This is a genomic window from Anoxybacillus sp. EFIL (genome assembly GCF_013096955.1).
Taxonomy (GTDB): Bacteria; Bacillota; Bacilli; order Bacillales; family Anoxybacillaceae; genus Anoxybacillus; species Anoxybacillus ayderensis.
The window spans coordinates 101,514-116,786 of sequence record NZ_SDLH01000003.1 but is presented as its reverse complement, the minus strand read 5'-3'; the positions used below and the strand labels follow the sequence as shown (position 1 = coordinate 116,786).

Annotated in this window: 19 protein-coding genes, 1 other RNA gene and 1 pseudogene; 14 read left to right on the top strand and 7 right to left on the bottom strand. The window is 41.1% G+C overall.

From position 1 onward, the window contains the following. Window positions 1-179: 179 nt before the first annotated feature. From ES017_RS16150 to ES017_RS06580, 3 genes and pseudogenes are all read left to right on the top strand, one after another. Window positions 180-731 (top strand): annotated as a pseudogene (locus ES017_RS16150) (RHS repeat-associated core domain-containing protein); the annotation flags it as partial. 188 nt (window positions 732-919) lie between these two features. After that, on the top strand, window positions 920-1,333 hold the full coding sequence (locus ES017_RS06585; protein WP_483296339.1) for a winged helix-turn-helix domain-containing protein: 414 nt from the start codon (window positions 920-922) through the stop codon (window positions 1,331-1,333). A 98-nt stretch (window positions 1,334-1,431) separates the two neighbouring features. Then, window positions 1,432-1,863 (top strand): IS630 family transposase, encoded by a 432-nt coding sequence (locus tag ES017_RS06580; RefSeq protein WP_042894432.1) that lies wholly within the window; start codon window positions 1,432-1,434, stop codon window positions 1,861-1,863. 166 nt (window positions 1,864-2,029) lie between these two features. On the opposite strand, the gene ES017_RS06575 is transcribed toward ES017_RS06580, so the two are convergent. The 4 genes from ES017_RS06575 to ES017_RS15755 all read right to left on the bottom strand — a co-directional run bounded on the left by ES017_RS06575 (window position 2,030) and on the right by ES017_RS15755 (window position 4,820). Beyond that, window positions 2,030-2,353 (bottom strand): DUF6572 domain-containing protein, encoded by a 324-nt coding sequence (locus tag ES017_RS06575; protein WP_042894435.1) that lies wholly within the window; start codon window positions 2,351-2,353, stop codon window positions 2,030-2,032. 17 nt (window positions 2,354-2,370) lie between these two features. After that, complete coding sequence (locus ES017_RS06570) at window positions 2,371-2,754, bottom strand: hypothetical protein (RefSeq protein WP_171334895.1); 384 nt, start codon at window positions 2,752-2,754, stop codon at window positions 2,371-2,373. Window positions 2,755-3,092: 338 nt separating this feature from the next. Beyond that, window positions 3,093-3,497, bottom strand: a complete 405-nt coding sequence (locus tag ES017_RS06565) for a hypothetical protein (protein WP_042894442.1) — start codon at window positions 3,495-3,497, stop codon at window positions 3,093-3,095. Window positions 3,498-3,512: 15 nt separating this feature from the next. Next, window positions 3,513-4,820, bottom strand: coding sequence for a hypothetical protein (locus ES017_RS15755; RefSeq protein ID WP_216367464.1), 1,308 nt, complete (start codon window positions 4,818-4,820; stop codon window positions 3,513-3,515). A 255-nt stretch (window positions 4,821-5,075) separates the two neighbouring features. On the opposite strand from ES017_RS15755, the gene secG reads away from it, so the two are divergent. The 11 genes from secG (at window position 5,076) to ES017_RS06500 (ending at window position 14,212) form a co-directional block, all read left to right on the top strand. Beyond that, complete coding sequence (gene secG / locus ES017_RS06550) at window positions 5,076-5,309, top strand: preprotein translocase subunit SecG (RefSeq protein WP_009362284.1); 234 nt, start codon at window positions 5,076-5,078, stop codon at window positions 5,307-5,309. Between the two features lie 31 nt (window positions 5,310-5,340). Further along, window positions 5,341-6,099 carry an alpha/beta hydrolase gene (locus ES017_RS06545; RefSeq protein ID WP_216367482.1) on the top strand — a complete coding sequence of 253 codons (759 nt, stop codon included), beginning with the start codon at window positions 5,341-5,343 and terminating at the stop codon, window positions 6,097-6,099. Window positions 6,100-6,119: 20 nt separating this feature from the next. Continuing rightward, window positions 6,120-8,399 carry a ribonuclease R gene (gene rnr / locus ES017_RS06540; RefSeq protein ID WP_171334893.1) on the top strand — a complete coding sequence of 760 codons (2,280 nt, stop codon included), beginning with the start codon at window positions 6,120-6,122 and terminating at the stop codon, window positions 8,397-8,399. Between the two features lie 78 nt (window positions 8,400-8,477). Continuing rightward, entirely contained in the window at window positions 8,478-8,942 is a 465-nt protein-coding gene (gene smpB / locus ES017_RS06535) for an SsrA-binding protein SmpB (RefSeq protein WP_003399367.1), read from the top strand. A gap of 99 nt (window positions 8,943-9,041) precedes the next feature. Continuing rightward, window positions 9,042-9,394, top strand: a transfer-messenger RNA (tmRNA) gene (gene ssrA, locus ES017_RS06530). Window positions 9,395-9,563: 169 nt separating this feature from the next. Beyond that, complete coding sequence (locus ES017_RS06525; protein ID WP_021093679.1) at window positions 9,564-10,493, top strand: ABC transporter substrate-binding protein; 930 nt, start codon at window positions 9,564-9,566, stop codon at window positions 10,491-10,493. A gap of 15 nt (window positions 10,494-10,508) precedes the next feature. After that, the gene (locus tag ES017_RS06520; protein WP_021093678.1) at window positions 10,509-11,537 is read left to right on the top strand and encodes a FecCD family ABC transporter permease; all 1,029 of its coding nucleotides are present in this window, start codon (window positions 10,509-10,511) and stop codon (window positions 11,535-11,537) included. Continuing rightward, on the top strand, window positions 11,524-12,315 hold the full coding sequence (locus ES017_RS06515) for an ABC transporter ATP-binding protein (protein WP_021093677.1): 792 nt from the start codon (window positions 11,524-11,526) through the stop codon (window positions 12,313-12,315). The genes ES017_RS06520 and ES017_RS06515 overlap by 14 nt, the downstream gene beginning before the upstream one ends. A gap of 16 nt (window positions 12,316-12,331) precedes the next feature. Continuing rightward, the gene (locus ES017_RS06510) at window positions 12,332-12,835 is read left to right on the top strand and encodes a HugZ family pyridoxamine 5'-phosphate oxidase (RefSeq protein ID WP_021093676.1); all 504 of its coding nucleotides are present in this window, start codon (window positions 12,332-12,334) and stop codon (window positions 12,833-12,835) included. Then, window positions 12,832-13,884 carry a hypothetical protein gene (locus ES017_RS06505; RefSeq protein ID WP_021093675.1) on the top strand — a complete coding sequence of 351 codons (1,053 nt, stop codon included), beginning with the start codon at window positions 12,832-12,834 and terminating at the stop codon, window positions 13,882-13,884. Before ES017_RS06510 ends, ES017_RS06505 begins: the two co-directional genes overlap by 4 nt. A 16-nt stretch (window positions 13,885-13,900) precedes the next feature. After that, window positions 13,901-14,212, top strand: a complete 312-nt coding sequence (locus ES017_RS06500) for an antibiotic biosynthesis monooxygenase (protein ID WP_021093674.1) — start codon at window positions 13,901-13,903, stop codon at window positions 14,210-14,212. Between the two features lie 39 nt (window positions 14,213-14,251). On the opposite strand, the gene ES017_RS06495 is transcribed toward ES017_RS06500, so the two are convergent. From ES017_RS06495 to ES017_RS06485, 3 genes are all read right to left on the bottom strand, one after another. After that, window positions 14,252-14,425, bottom strand: coding sequence for a hypothetical protein (locus ES017_RS06495; RefSeq protein WP_009362281.1), 174 nt, complete (start codon window positions 14,423-14,425; stop codon window positions 14,252-14,254). Window positions 14,426-14,534: 109 nt separating this feature from the next. Beyond that, the gene (locus ES017_RS06490) at window positions 14,535-14,858 is read right to left on the bottom strand and encodes a spore coat protein (protein WP_009362280.1); all 324 of its coding nucleotides are present in this window, start codon (window positions 14,856-14,858) and stop codon (window positions 14,535-14,537) included. A 15-nt stretch (window positions 14,859-14,873) separates the two neighbouring features. Continuing rightward, on the bottom strand, window positions 14,874-15,125 hold the full coding sequence (locus ES017_RS06485) for a hypothetical protein (RefSeq protein ID WP_026011626.1): 252 nt from the start codon (window positions 15,123-15,125) through the stop codon (window positions 14,874-14,876). Window positions 15,126-15,273: the final 148 nt, after the last annotated feature.

Below are 15,273 nucleotides of genomic sequence, written 5' to 3'. Positions count from 1 at the left end.
TACTTGCAATAGGTAGATATGGAAATACTGATGATGCATCAAGACTTGAAAGAATTGTTGAGGAAAAAAAGTATTTAACAAAAAGGAAATTTTGGAAATGGCTAAGTGAAAGCGTGTTGTTAGACGATATTAACATCACAATAAAGAAATTGAAACGAAAGAAATAGACGATTCACACTCTAAATGAGCAACAAGGAAACATCGGGATCCGTTACCAATACGATGAGTGGGGAAATATTCATTCTCAATCCGGCGCTTTGGCGGAGGAAAACCCATACCGATATGCGGGATACCAATATGACAAAGAAACGGGTCTGTACTATCTGATCGCCCGGTACTATCATCCAACGCATGGCGTGTTCCTTTCTTTGGATTCGGACCCAGGGGATGCGGACGATATCCTCACGCAAAATGGGTATGCGTATGCGAACAATAATCCGGTGATGTTGGTCGATCCGAATGGGCATTTCTTCTGGTTTGTAGTTAACGCTGGATTTGCGGCGTATGATGGATATAAAGCCTTTAAAAAAGGCGGTTGGAAAGCAGCGGCGATTGCTGTAGGTGTAGGGCTTGTTGGTGGTGCTGCTTTTAAAGTGTATAGAATTTATAAAGCGAAAGAAACAGCCAAGATTATGAGGATTTTATTGGCTGCTAAGCATGGAAAAGGTAACACTACTATAGAAGCAGGTAGAGTAAGTAAGAGACTATATACATGCACTTTAAAGCAATGACTTCTGTATGAACACCTTTTTTCATGGCTATAATGCTCCTAAATACTCATGTGTAAAAGGAGCTGAAATGACATGAAACATCTGAAAATTACAAATGATCACGGCTGGACGCCTCGAACACTTCGGAAACAAGAACGAAAATCAAAGATGCTTCGCTTCGCGTTCGGGTGACTGCCGTTCGCCTCGTCATGGAAGGTCATCTTGGCAAAGATGTGGCCAAAATGGTCAATCTGTGCCGTCAATCCGTTGCCCTCTACGTTGCACGTTTTCATGAGGGTGGGCTCGATCATCTACTCGATCGTCGGTTGCCGCCTGGTCGTGTGCCATTTCTGACGGAAGAACAACAACAAGAAATCAGACAACTCGTGTTAACTACTACACCTATGGATGCTGGCTGGGGCATTGCTTCGTCATGGAACACGCGTATTTTACAATCCTACATCCAACAAACCTACGGCGTTTCGATGTCACGTGAAGGCATTCGCAAGTTGCTGCATCGTTTGCGTTTATCGTGGACACGCCCCACTGACAAGCTCGTTAAAGTGGATCCCAAACGTCAAGCTGCATTTCAAAGGGAACTTGAATTTATAAAAAAAAACTAATTACCGAGAATGTCATGCTGTTTTATGTGGATGAGACACATGTTCGTGCTTATCAAGCGCTACGTACGACATGGGCAGAAGTAGGGAATTAAAAACAAGTGCCGAGCTACGGTCACCACGCTCATGTTTCCATTTTTGGTGCCGTCGATGTTCAACGAGGCGATGTCGTGTTTCATCGTGCATCATCCGCCAATGCCGAAACGTTCCTCGACTTTTTGCGCCTGTTGAAAGAGAAATATGCAGATCGATTCCTCGTGCTTGTATTGGACAATGCACGTATTCACCATGCCAAGATGGTGCAAGCCTTTCTTGATGGCAAGGAAGGTGATGCTTTTCATTTCATCTTTTTGCCACCGTATTCTCCACAGTTAAACCCGATGGAACGGTTATGGAAGTGGCTGAAAGATGAAGTCATCGCCAACGTCTTGCATAAAGATCAAAATGATATTGCCCAGTCGATTACTCGTTTCGAACAATATGTCTTACAGCACCCAGATGAGGTGTTACGTCGCATCGGGTGTGCTGCGTAAATCAGAGGTTAAAATTTTAAATTGGATGTATATAGACTAACATCAATGAACCTCCTTGTGGATAGTTGTGGGCACATCTATTCTAACCAAGGAATTGGGTTCATGTCTCTTCTTTTGTTTAGTTGTAAATTTATGTTAGTGAATTTGCTCATCTATAGTTAAGATATTATATACCAACCTGAAAATTAAAATAGTACCCTGCATCGTTAAGAATTTCGGAGACTTTCTCTAAAAAGTCCTTGCATTTATCAGGAAATTTGTTTTTGAAATAAATTTTTATTTCGAACTCTCTCCCTTTTGCATCCTCATAAGTAGAATATATTTCTCCGCTTTCAATAAAACTTAAGTATACATTTATTTTTTCTTGGAGAAGTAATAAATGTTCCTCTTCATTTTCCCACTCAAGGGAATCAATAATCCCCAAAGTTACAATCCCTGTTTCCTTATTTAAACTAATAATGTCAACTTCATTAGTATTTTGTAACGGCACTTGTCATCACTCCAAATTTATTTTTTTCGAATAATTTCTACTTTTGTCGGAGGAATTTTGGTTCCACCCGTATAAGGAGCTTTTCCTTTTCCTACAACTGTAGCCCCCGATTGTTCAATCTCTGGAAAAGCTTTCTTTTGATTTTTTGTTAGTGGTGCTGTAGGGGAAGCTTTACATTCTACACATTGTATTTGCCCTGTTTGACTATTTTTAGAAACAATATCAATTCTTGTTCTAACCCCACTTTTAGTTTTAACAGTTATTTGTTGTCTTACATTAATATTATTAGGGTCTGAAGATATTTTGTTAACAACTTCCTTTTCAAAAGCATCTCCTTTAGCTTTGTTTTGTTCAAGTTGAGATTTACCTGTATGTTTAACATTACCCTTAGACACTCCCACTGAAGAGCCTTCACTTCGGCTCATTCGCTGATATAATTCCTTGGCACTTTTGGCGAAGTTCGTGCTTCCTGTTGCCGTCAAAGTGGCTCCATGGGTCACTCCCGCAGCGGCAATGGCAGTGGCAGGCGTTCCAATACTTGATTATGTGACTGAATAGTTACGTTGATTTTACGCAATGAATGATAAAAAAAGCTTGCAACCCTTATTGTTTGAAGCGTGATTGAGGTAATAACATTCACAACGCCTCAAACAAAACGAAGGGGTGACAAGCCTCCGAGTGTACTACATGAACCAGAGGTTAAGATGTCAATTTGGATGTGTATAGCGCCACGAGATATCTAAATAATCGCTATCTTTGGTTCGTATGCAGCGACAACATCTACGATCGAGTCGCCTGCCAAAAAACAAAAGTGTATAAGTGATTCTGATTCTGAGATTCCGTATGATTGCTCTGATAACCATTGAATATATTCAGAATTAGCAACTTTAAAAAAAGTCCATTCTGCGTAAAATTGTGTTCCATACTGCTCATCAATTTTATTTATTACACTTTGTCTAAAACTTTCGTCTGTACTTCTATATGCATGTACGGAATCTTCAAATATCACTTCAACTTTCTTATTTTCATCATAAGCATCAGACAACAAAATTTTAAAGCCCTCAATACTATCTGATAACGACTCTACATAATATTTTAATGACAAATCACCTATTGGTTCCCATCGCTCCCATTTTTCTTGCATTATTCCACACCTACCTTAGTAACGGATTTTAATTGATTTTTTACCGTCATAAATTTCTAATGTCGGCCTACCATCGGAGCTTTTGTTTCTTACATTTATGGTTCGTCCATCTGGTAATTTTCCTACCTTACCGCCTGGTATATCTTTTACATCGGTCACCCCCATGCTGTTAAAATCATCGACAGCTTGAGCGAAACCACCTTTTTTTTCATACTGGATAGCTTTACCTTTAGTAATCCTACCAGGATTAGCTCCTTTCAAGACTTCATCCACAGATTTTATGGAAGTTTTTGACGATTCCTTCCCTCTCCCACGAGAAACTCCATCACTTCGGCTCATTTGCTGATACAATTCTTTTGTACTTTTCACAAAGCCTGTACCGCCTGCGGTGGCAAGTCCTGTCCCATGCGCTACTCCCGCAGCGGCAATGGCAGTGGCAGGCGTTCCAATGACTGCCCCTGCTCCTGTGGCGTTAAGCAACATCCCGCCTGCACCAATGGCAACGGAGCCTGTCGTTTCCATCACACCTGCGATTGTTGCTACCGCATGTCCGAACGTTTGTCCTGCTTTGTACGCCGTCGGATGTTTTCTGTAATCTGAGTGCTTTTGTACAACGTTTAACGTCATATCCGATAACGCTGCATCCCCTGCACCTGTGACAAACTCTTTTGTGCTTTCGATCGGATGTTTCTTAAAGCTGTGCCATGATTGTTCTGTATGTTTCGCTACGGACAAAACGGTTTTTTCGGCATGTTGTCCTGTGTTCATTATACTACGAGCAGCTTGTTTAACGGCAAGTCCTGTCTTCTTTTCTAGTTGGTGAACACCGTGTTCAAGCGTTTTTTCTGTATCTTTCAACGTTTGTTTAACAGAACGAACAGCTTCGGATGTAGCTTTTTTTACATCATGAACGATATGTTTCGTCACTCGTTCGGCTTTCTTTTCCGCCTCATGAAACGCTGTTTGCGCTTTCTGACTAATATGTACCGTGTCTTTTATCGCCTGTTTCGTTACTTGCTCCACTTTCTTTTCCGCATGATTAACCGTTTGATGTACGGCTTTTTCTGCTTTTTTTACATCATTGGCGATGTGTTTGCCTGCTTTCTCTATTTGTTTCTCTGCTCGTTGAAAAGCCTCTTTTGCTTTTTGGCTAATTTGAATTGTATCTTTTACGATTTGTTTAGAAACGGATTCCGCTTTCTTTTCTATTTGTTGTATGGTCTTTTCTACCTTTTTGAAGTCGTTGGCAACATGTTTCGTCGTCTGTTCGATCTTTTTACTGACTGAATGTCCCCATTTATTTAATGAACCCCAAAAAGACATATTCCTCGTTCCTCCATCTCTCATATGTCGAAGTCATCTCAGTTTTCACATATTTACTATAACATGAGATTTATGGGGGGCAACGAGATGTTTTCGACAAATTTTGCAATCTTTCTGCCGCTTTTATAGCATGTTGATTTGTCTAATATTTTTGATAAAGTTTTATCCTGTATCTTTTCGTCCGTTGTACAAATGAATGTTGTTATGTTAAAATAAAACTATTGTGATTGATGTGCGTCGTTGGAGGTGTAAAGTATGCATACGTTTCTTGTTACGTTGCTTGTTATTGTTTCGATCGGAATGATTGCGGTTGTTTTATTGCAATCCGGTCGAAGCGCAGGGCTTTCGGGTGCGATTACAGGCGGGGCTGAACAATTGTTCGGCAAACAGAAAGCACGCGGGATTGATGCGGTGTTGCACCGTGTGACTGTTGTTCTTGCCGTGTTGTTTTTCGTATTAACAGTAGCTGTCACTTATTTTGAACTGTAACAGCGGTCCAGCGATGCGGATCGCTTTTTTCATGGAGAAGGGAGGAATTGTTGTGAAGCTAGTTGCACCACAACCGTTTACGTTTGAAGCAGGTGAACGGGCAGTATTGTTATTGCACGGATTTACAGGAAACTCTGCCGACGTGCGCATGCTCGGTCGTTTTTTACAATCAAAAGGATATACGTGTCATGCCCCAATTTACAAAGGACATGGTGTGCCGCCAGAAGAGCTCGTTCATACCGGTCCAGAAGATTGGTGGCAAGATGTGATGAACGCTTATGAATATTTAAAACAAACCCATGAAAAAATCGCTGTCGTTGGATTGTCACTTGGCGGTGTGTTTTCGTTAAAACTTGGCTATACTGTTCCTGTCGTGGGCATCGTGCCGATGTGCGCCCCGATGTATATTAAAAGCGAGCAGACGATGTATGAAGGAGTTTTAGCGTACGCCCGCGAATATAAAAAGCGGGAAGGAAAAAGCGAGGAGCAAATCGAGCAAGAAATGACCGAGTTTGCGAAAACGCCGATGAAAACGCTGAAAGCACTACAACAACTGATCGCCGATGTGCGCGATCATCTTGATTATATTTATGCCCCTGTTTTTGTCGTGCAAGCGCGTCATGATGACATGATTAACCCAGATAGTGCAAATATTATTTATAACGGCGTCGAATCTCCCGTAAAACAAATCAAATGGTATGAGGAGTCAGGACACGTCATTACGCTTGATAAAGAAAAAGAACAGCTTCACGAAGACATTTATACATTTTTAGAATCATTAGATTGGTAATCCTCGAAAGGAGGAAGTAAATGAAGGAAAAATTATTAGCATTTATGCGCGATGAAGCGTATAAACCGCTTACGGTTCAAGAATTAGAAGAAGCGTTTCATATTACAGACGCCGCTGAGTTTAAAGAACTTGTCAAAACACTTGTGGCGTTAGAAGAAGAGGGGCTGATCGTTCGGACAAGAAGCAATCGCTACGGGCTACCGGAGAAAATGAACTTAATTCGCGGCAAAGTGACAGGTCATGCGAAAGGATTTGCGTTTGTCGTTCCAGAAGATCCAACGCTTGACGATATTTTTATTCCACCATCAGAGCTGAAAAATGCGATGCACGGTGATACCGTTCTCGTGCGTGTAAACGGACAAGCAACGGGGGCGCGTCAAGAAGGAACGATTGTCCGCATTATTGAGCGTGGCATTACAGAAGTTGTCGGCACGTATACAGAAAGTAAAAACTTCGGCTTTGTCATTCCAGACGATAAAAAGATTGTGAACGATATTTTTATTCCGAAACATGCCGCAAACGGCGCAGTGGAGGGGCATAAAGTTGTCGTCCGCCTCACGACGTATCCGGAAGGACGCATAAGCGCAGAAGGAGAAGTTATTAAAATTTTAGGACATAAAAACGATCCTGGGGTCGATATTTTATCCATTATTCATAAACATGGATTGCCGCTTCAATTCCCTGAAGACGTCCTTGAACATGCGAACAGCATTCCTGATACCATTTCTGAAGAGGAGATAAAAGATCGCCGTGACTTGCGCAATGAGATGATTGTCACGATCGACGGGGAAGATGCAAAAGACTTAGACGATGCCGTGACGGTGACGAAATTAGAAAACGGAAACTACAAACTCGGCGTTCATATTGCGGATGTAAGCCATTACGTCACCGAAGGATCACCGATTGACCGTGAAGCATACGAGCGTGGAACGAGCGTTTATTTAGTAGATCGCGTCATTCCGATGATTCCGCATCGACTGTCAAACGGTATTTGTTCATTAAATCCGAAAGTCGATCGGTTAACGTTATCGTGCGAGATGGAAATTAACGATCGTGGCGAAGTCGTTCAACATGAAATTTTCCAAAGTGTCATTCGCACGACAGAGAGAATGACGTATTCCGATGTGAACCGCATTCTCGTTGATAAAGACGAGGCGCTTCGAGAAAAGTATGCTCCGCTTGTGCCGATGTTTGAGTTAATGGCAGAGTTAGCCGATATTTTACGAAACAAGCGCATGAAACGCGGTGCCATTGATTTTGACTTTAAAGAAGCGAAAGTGCTCGTCGATGAAAACGGCAAGCCGTATGACGTCGTTTTGCGTGAGCGTTCTGTTGCGGAGCGATTAATCGAGGAATTTATGCTTGCGGCAAATGAAACGATTGCTGAACATTTTCACTGGATGAACGTGCCGTTTATTTACCGTGTGCATGAAGATCCGAAGCCTGAAAAATTGCAGCGCTTTTTAGAGTTTATTACGAATTTCGGCTATATTGTCAAAGGAACAGGAAACCAAATTCATCCTCGTGCCTTGCAAGAAGTGTTAGAAGCGGTGCGCGGCGAGCCGGAAGAAATGGTCGTGTCAACCGTTATGCTTCGCTCGATGAAGCAAGCGCGCTATGACGCCGAAAGCCTCGGGCATTACGGACTATCAACGGAATTTTATACGCATTTTACGTCGCCGATTCGTCGCTACCCAGACTTAATCGTCCATCGTCTTATTCGCACATATTTAATTCATGGGCAAATCGACGAACAAACGCAACAAAAATGGGCGGAGAAGCTTCCGGAAATTGCGGAACATACGTCGAATATGGAGCGCCGTGCCGTCGAAGCAGAGCGTGAAACAGATGATTTGAAGAAAACCGAGTTTATGGAAGATAAAATCGGCATGGAGTTTGACGGCATTATTAGTTCCGTGACGAATTTTGGACTGTTTGTTGAACTGCCAAATACAGTCGAAGGGCTTGTGCACGTCAGCTATTTAACAGATGATTACTACCATTACGATGAGCAACATTATGCGATGATTGGTGAGCGAACGGGGAAAGTATATCGCATTGGCGATCAAATTACGGTGCGGGTCATTAATGTGAATAAAGAGGAGCGCATTGTCGACTTTGAAATTGTCGGCATGAAAGGTCGGAAAAACAAACAACCGAAAGCAGCTCCTGTCGTCATTGAAGGAAAACGGAAAAAGAAAAAAGAAGAAGAATGGCCAACGAAAAAAACGAAGAAAAAGAAAAAGTTTTATGAAGATATACCAGACATGAAAAAGAAGAAGAAAAAGAAAAAACGATAAGAAAAGCCTCGTCAGTAGAGGCTTTTCCTTTCTTATCATTTTTGTTAAAATATTCGTTGTCTGAAGGGAGGGAAACAAATGCCAAAAGGGGAAGGAAAGCTCATTGCTCAAAATAAAAAAGCCCATCACGATTATTTTATCGAAGAAACGTACGAAGCAGGACTCGTGTTGCAAGGAACGGAAATTAAGTCGATTCGCGCTGGAAAAGTGAATTTGAAAGATTCATTCGCAAAAGTGGAAAAAGGTGAAGTGTTTTTGCATAATATGCATATTAGTCCGTACGAACAAGGTAATCGCTACAATCACGATCCGTTGCGGACGCGCAAATTATTGCTTCACCGCCGTGAAATTAATAAGCTTATCGGTTATACGAAAGAGCAAGGCTATACGCTTGTGCCGTTAAAACTATACATTAAAGATGGCTTTGCGAAATTGTTGTTAGGGGTCGGAAAAGGAAAGAAAAAATACGACAAACGGGAAGATATGAAAAAGAAAGAAGCGCAACGCGAAGTAGAACGTGCATTTCGTGAACGTCAGAAATAATCCAAGAAGTTACAATTGCAAATGAGCGAGAATGTGCTATAATAAATGATGTCAGCCAGTTATAAAAGCTTAAGCTTCCTTCGTACGTTTCTCTTATACGGGGACGTTACGGATTCGACAGGGGTAGATCGAGCTTAAGCTGCGAGCCGAGGGGATCGTCCTCGTAAAAACGTCACTTAAAGATAACTGGCAAAGAAAACTACGCTTTAGCTGCTTAATTAACGCGGCTAACTCCTACCGCCATCGTCCATGTGGCGGCCTAGGGGTTCATACCAAGTGGGCTACGCCTAAGTCCGCCGTCTGAGGACGAGGGAAGAGATCAATCAGACTAGCTGCTCGGATGCCTGTCGGTAGGCGGAAGAAGCGGCGAAATAAAAATATACCGACTACGCTCGTAGACGCTTAAGTGGCGATATCTCTGGACGTGGGTTCGACTCCCACCGTCTCCATACTTAGTAAAGAGGAAAACGACTGCGTTGGCGGTCGTTTTTTATTTTGGGTATGTTTCTACCGTTTATAACTTTTTTATATACGAAAAAAACTAATTGACAAAGATTATCAATATCGATTATTATGTTATTTGTAAATGATAATGATAATCATTAGAAAGGAGAAAGGGAAATGAGGAAATTATTTTCTTATGTCCTGTCTTTATGTTTGCTTGTCGGATTGTTTGCTTTCAACGGTGGGACGGCTGAAGCATCGACCGAGTTAACCATTAAAGATTTAGCCGGGCGAACCGTGACGTTTGATCGTACACCCGAGCGTGTTGTTGTATTAAGTCCGGGGGATTTACATACGCTTCAAGCGCTTGGTGTACAAGTCGTAGGGCGACCGACTTCTGCTACACCTGTGGATGCAAGTTTACAATCTGTTCCGCAAGTAGGAAACATTCATCAACCAAACTTCGAAAAAATCGTTAGTTTACAGCCGGATGTAGTGATTGCGGGGGCATCTTTTTTAGGGCATATTCAAAAAGCACAATCATTGGGATTGAAAGTCGTTATCACTTCTGGTAGCTCCGTGGATGATATTAAGTCGTCTATTACGCTACTAGGAAAATTGTTTAACAAAACACAAAAAGCGAAAGTGTTAGTTGGAAAGATTGATAGTAAAGTAAAAAAATATAGTAAAACGAAAACAAAAGTGCGTGCTGTTATTTTATTCGGTTCAGGGGCTAGTTCCCTTGTCGCTTTACCGACATCATTTTCCGGTGATGTATTAGCGAAAGCTGGTGGAGAAAATATTGCAGCAAGCTTTTCGCAACTGAAAGACTATCCTGGATACGCTAATTTAAGTACGGAACGCATTATCGCGAGCAATCCAGATGTAATTTTCATCATTACACATGCGAACCATGCTGAAACAAAAAAAGCAATGATTAAGTTAATGTCAACAAGTTCATGGCGTAACTTGAAAGCGGTGAAAAATAAAAACGTCATCTTTTTACCAAGTGAACTGTTTGCCGCAAGCCCTGGAGTGAAAATTACAGACGCATTAGATCATATGAATAAAGAGTTATTAAAAGTGCGGGCAAAAATGAAAAAGTAATAGATGAGGGATAACATGACTGTTAGTGACACACAGGAAAGAAAACATCCTTATACAAAAAGAAGAATATGGACGTTCGTTTTTCTTCTCATCTCTATTGTATTTGTATGCTTATATTCGATCGTTACAGGAAGTGTAAAGTTGCAATTGCATGAAGTTTGGGAAGGGCTTACAGGGGAAAAAGATTCGATGTTTTATACGATCGTATGGGACTTACGATTGCCTAGAACGATCGTTGGCTTAATTGTAGGCATGTGTTTAGCTGTTTCGGGAACGATTATGCAAGGGGTAATGAAAAATCCACTTGCTGACCCTGGTATTATCGGTGTATCGTCAGGAGCGGCGTTAATGGCAGTCATTATTACGATTGTACTGCCGCAATATATCATTTTGTTGCCGCTTGCAGCGTTTATCGGAGGATTTGTCACAGCGATGCTTATTTACGCTTTAGCATGGCAAGGTGGTTCATCCATTGCAAGAATTATTTTAGTCGGTGTTGCCATTAACGCCATTATTGGTGCAACGATGAGTGCGATTATGTTGTTGTATAGCGATCGCGTGCAAGCGGTTCTTCCTTGGATGGCAGGCGTCATTTCAGGGGCGACGATGGAGCAGGCAAAATTGTTAGTGCTTTATAGCATCCCAGGATTGATTTTGTCGCTTCTTGCTATTCGGCACATTCGCATTCTCCATTTAGGAGATGAGATGGCGAAACTGTTAGGGCATCATGTGGAACGTTCTCGATTCTTTTTAATTGTCATTAGTACATTTTTAACAGGTATTGCGGTCAGTGTTTCTGGATTAATTGGTTTCATTGGTCTTGTCGTTCCACACATGATTCGACTTATTGTTGGAAGCGATGATCGTTTTGTGTTGCCGTTATCAGCACTAGGGGGCGGGGTGTTTCTTGTGTTTGCTGATACGATTGCGCGCAGTTGGTTTGATCCGATTGAATTGCCAGTCGGGTTGTTGCTTTCATTTTTAGGTGGACCGTTTTTCTTATATATTCTCCATAAAAGGGGGAATGTGCGTGCTTTCGGCTAAACATATTACGTATCAACACTCGGAGCATTTTTCAATTGAAGATGTTCATATTGACATTCAAAAAGGAGAAATTGTCAGCTTGATTGGCCCGAACGGTTCAGGAAAATCGACGCTCCTTCGTCTCCTTTCACATGTGTTAAAGCCAATCGGTGGAACCGTTTTACTAGATGGAAGTGAAATTCATACGTTAAGTCGTAAGGCGATCGCTAAAAAAATGGCGATGTTGCCTCAAACGAACAATCATCAATTGGATATGACGGTTCGAGAACTTGTCGAGTTTGGTCGAAACCCTCATAAAGGTTGGTTTCAATCGTTAAACGACGAAGATGAAAAAGTGATTCGTTGGGCATTAGAAATGACAAATTTGCAATCGTATGAATACCGATTTTTACACTCTTTGTCTGGTGGAGAGCGTCAACGTGCATGGATTGCGATGGCGTTGGCACAACGGCCTGAAGTGTTGTTGCTTGATGAACCGACAACATATTTAGATATTTCCCATCAATTAGAAGTGATGGAACTCATTCAAATGTTGAATGACCAATTAGGTATGACAGTCGTTATGGTTTTACATGACATTAATCAAGCAGCACAATACAGCGATCGAATGATTGTAATGAAAGACGGGAAGATTCAATATGATGATCGCACACAATGCGTCATTTGCAAACAAATGTTTCAAGATATATTCGGTATTGATGTCGATATCCGTTATGAAGGGGATAAGCCATTTTTTATTCCTATCCGAAAAACGTGTCACATTCCATGCTTAACGTAGAAAAGGTGAGAAAACATTGGAAGAGAAAAAAAGAGAGCGCTATGTGCAATTTGTGAAACAATGTAAAACAATGATGATCAGTACAATAAATGACCATGGTGAGCCGTTTATTAGTTATGCCCCCTTTGTGATAGACGAAAGTCATTTTTACATTTTTATTAGCCGAACGGCTGAACATTTCCAATATATAGAACGTAACGAGCGAGTTTCTGTATTGTTGATTGCTGATGAAGCAACATCAACCAATTTGTTTGCACGAGAGCGCGTTCGATTCACGTGTAAGCCAACGCACATTGGTAACAACGGAAATGATCATATTTTTGCTAAGTTTGAGGACATTCACGGCAAACCGATGATTCGTTTATTGCGAAGTATTGATTTTTCGCTTTTTCAACTTACTCCAATGGAGGGACGTTACGTTGTTGGTTTTGGGCAAGCGTTTGATGTCGATTTAAACGGTGAACGATTTACGCATGTAATTGTTGATAAAAATGAGGAAGGGAGACTTGAGGGGCAATGAGTACGAAAAAAATTATAAATATGACGGTCATCGGTTTTATCATGTTCAGTTTGCTTCTTTCTTTTCAACCGATTGTTTCAGAAGCGAAAACGAATGTGGCTACCATCGTCAATGAAGCGAAAGCGCAAATGAAAAAAGCCCATACAACGTATACAGCGTATGTTCAAAAAACAGGGAGCATCCCGCCACATGCGACCGTTTTAGCTGAGTATAAAAAGGCCCATCAGTTATATGTACAAGCGAAACAAGCTGTTCAAAAGTCTGCTGGGAAAGAGAAAAAGAAATATGTTAGTGAGTTAGATGGTGCGTATAAAACGTATATGGCTAAACGAGTCATTCCGTATTTGAATGCGTCTGTTGTATTTGAAGGATCTAAAAAGATGAGAACGGCTTTGGAGCAAGCAATTGTTGATGAAGATATGGATGCGTTGGAAGCGGCGCATAAACAGTTGCAAGTATACGTGCAAAATCGTCAGCTTCGTGTATATAACAACGTGTCCGAAGCGAATGTTCGAAAACTGCTTTTAGAAGAATTTTCAAAAAGTAAGGCGCTCTATGATAAATATGCAAATGATGTGAAGGTGTACGAGCAACTATTAAAAGCGAATGAATACCTCGAAGATGGGAAGCTCGCTGAAGCGAAAAAAGTGCTTGATGCAGTCAATGCATTATTATCAAAGCTATCGGATACGTTCCGGGCAGATTTGACAAATGAATATAACAACTTATCCGAAGTGTATAACGATTTAATTACGCCTCCTGTAGCTGAGCTAGATTATGTAGAAGCAACGAACGGTGCGCTTACGTTATATTTTGATATTCCTGTTTCTTCATTAAACGCAGCAAATATGAAAATAACGGTCGCGATTAATAAAGGGGAGGAGCAAGTTGTCCAACCGGCAACGATTACGTTAAGTGAAGACCGAACAGTAGCTACCATTGTAGTTCCGATGATCTCGGAAAAAGATGAAGAGCAGTCTGTTGTATATGCAGTTGAGTATGCAGGGAAAAAAGTAACTGCTGATCCATTCGTAATTTCAAAAAAATAAAAGGGAGAGATGACACATGTACGTTGTTACAAATGCGATTCGTGTAAAAAAAGGATATGCTTCACAACTTGTTGAGCGATTTAAAGAAAGAAAAGGTATCGAACAATCACCTGGGTTTATTCGTTTAGAATTGCATGTGACGCAAGGGCTTGAAGATTATGATGAAGTACGTGTATGCACTACGTGGGAGAACAAACAATCGTTCGAGGCTTGGACGCAAAGTGAGGCATTTCGTAAAGCGCATGAGCAAAAAGCAAAAGATCGTCCTGACTATGTGCTTGGAAACGAAATGTTTTCATATGAAGTTGCCCTTTCTTTTCAAGCATAGAAAAAAGCTAGGGAGCTAGTGCTCCTTAGCTTTTTATGCTTAATAGTACCATCCGCCGCCATATGGGTAAAACGGATATGGACGTGGTGGGTAGTAATATGGGCGTGGTGGATAAAACGGATAAGGCGTTAATGCGCTACCAAGTAATCCACCTAAAAAGCCTCCGAAAAACGGTGCACCAAAAAAGCCGAAAAACGGTCTGCGACCATACATTGAGCATTCCCTCCCTATACATTCTTCATTACATTGATAATGTATGCAGGGCATTTGTCCAATGGTTGGGCGTATAACAAAAACCGACTGCATAAGCAGCCGGCTTTTGTTATTGCATCATATTGTTGTATGGGAATTGGCTCGCGTATCCTTGAAATTGTTGATATGATTGTTGTAATTTTTGTTGATCTGCTTGTTCAAGCGCATACCAACCTTTTTTAAACATTAAGTTGTACAATTCACGTTGGCAATTTTGTGTTTCGGTGAACATATGCAAAATTTCATCATACAAATGTTGATGGCTTGCTTCGTTTAAAAATGTACAATAACTATCCGTCATATATTTTTCAGTTGATAACATATCATTAATAAAATCGCGATCGTTCATTTGTGGTGTTTTCGGAATTTGTGTTTCAGTATTTTGCACTTTCATATCGTTATGTCCTCCTTATTGCATGTGTGCGGATGGCTGTAATTGATGTAACAGTTGTTGATAATGGCGTTGATGCATTTGTCCGACACGCTCAATCACCTGTTTAATTTCTTGATCTTGGCATTGAGAAGCAAAAAAATGAGCTTTTTTCATCGCAAGTAAATTCCATGATAAGGCATCTGTCAAATAAAGGGCGTCTTTTGTTGAAATCATTTCAGGTGGTTGAGCCATCATCGCATGTTGTTGTGTATTCATTTGTTGTTGCATGATCATCCCTCCATGTAAAATCATGTTCGACTGTATATTGCCCACGTGCCGTATAGTTATACGTGTGTAGACAAAAAATATGACTATTCGACAAAAACATATTCAAGTGATTGAAAACGTGTTACAATACGGGTGGATGCGCTTGCAA

Coding starts and splice junctions, on each gene's coding strand:
- smpB (WP_003399367.1), top strand. CDS start 8,478: ATGCCAAAAGGGGAAGGAAAGCTCATTGCTCAAAATAAAAAAGCCCAT.
- ES017_RS06545 (WP_216367482.1), top strand. CDS start 5,341: ATGGAGAAGGGAGGAATTGTTGTGAAGCTAGTTGCACCACAACCGTTT.
- ES017_RS06505 (WP_021093675.1), top strand. CDS start 12,832: ATGAGTACGAAAAAAATTATAAATATGACGGTCATCGGTTTTATCATG.
- ES017_RS06485 (WP_026011626.1), bottom strand. CDS start 15,125: ATGCAACAACAAATGAATACACAACAACATGCGATGATGGCTCAACCA.
- ES017_RS06495 (WP_009362281.1), bottom strand. CDS start 14,425: ATGTATGGTCGCAGACCGTTTTTCGGCTTTTTTGGTGCACCGTTTTTC.
- ES017_RS06490 (WP_009362280.1), bottom strand. CDS start 14,858: ATGAAAGTGCAAAATACTGAAACACAAATTCCGAAAACACCACAAATG.
- ES017_RS06520 (WP_021093678.1), top strand. CDS start 10,509: ATGACTGTTAGTGACACACAGGAAAGAAAACATCCTTATACAAAAAGA.
- ES017_RS15755 (WP_216367464.1), bottom strand. CDS start 4,820: ATGTCTTTTTGGGGTTCATTAAATAAATGGGGACATTCAGTCAGTAAA.
- rnr (WP_171334893.1), top strand. CDS start 6,120: ATGAAGGAAAAATTATTAGCATTTATGCGCGATGAAGCGTATAAACCG.
- ES017_RS06525 (WP_021093679.1), top strand. CDS start 9,564: ATGAGGAAATTATTTTCTTATGTCCTGTCTTTATGTTTGCTTGTCGGA.
- ES017_RS06500 (WP_021093674.1), top strand. CDS start 13,901: ATGTACGTTGTTACAAATGCGATTCGTGTAAAAAAAGGATATGCTTCA.
- ES017_RS06565 (WP_042894442.1), bottom strand. CDS start 3,497: ATGCAAGAAAAATGGGAGCGATGGGAACCAATAGGTGATTTGTCATTA.
- secG (WP_009362284.1), top strand. CDS start 5,076: ATGCATACGTTTCTTGTTACGTTGCTTGTTATTGTTTCGATCGGAATG.
- ES017_RS06585 (WP_483296339.1), top strand. CDS start 920: ATGGAAGGTCATCTTGGCAAAGATGTGGCCAAAATGGTCAATCTGTGC.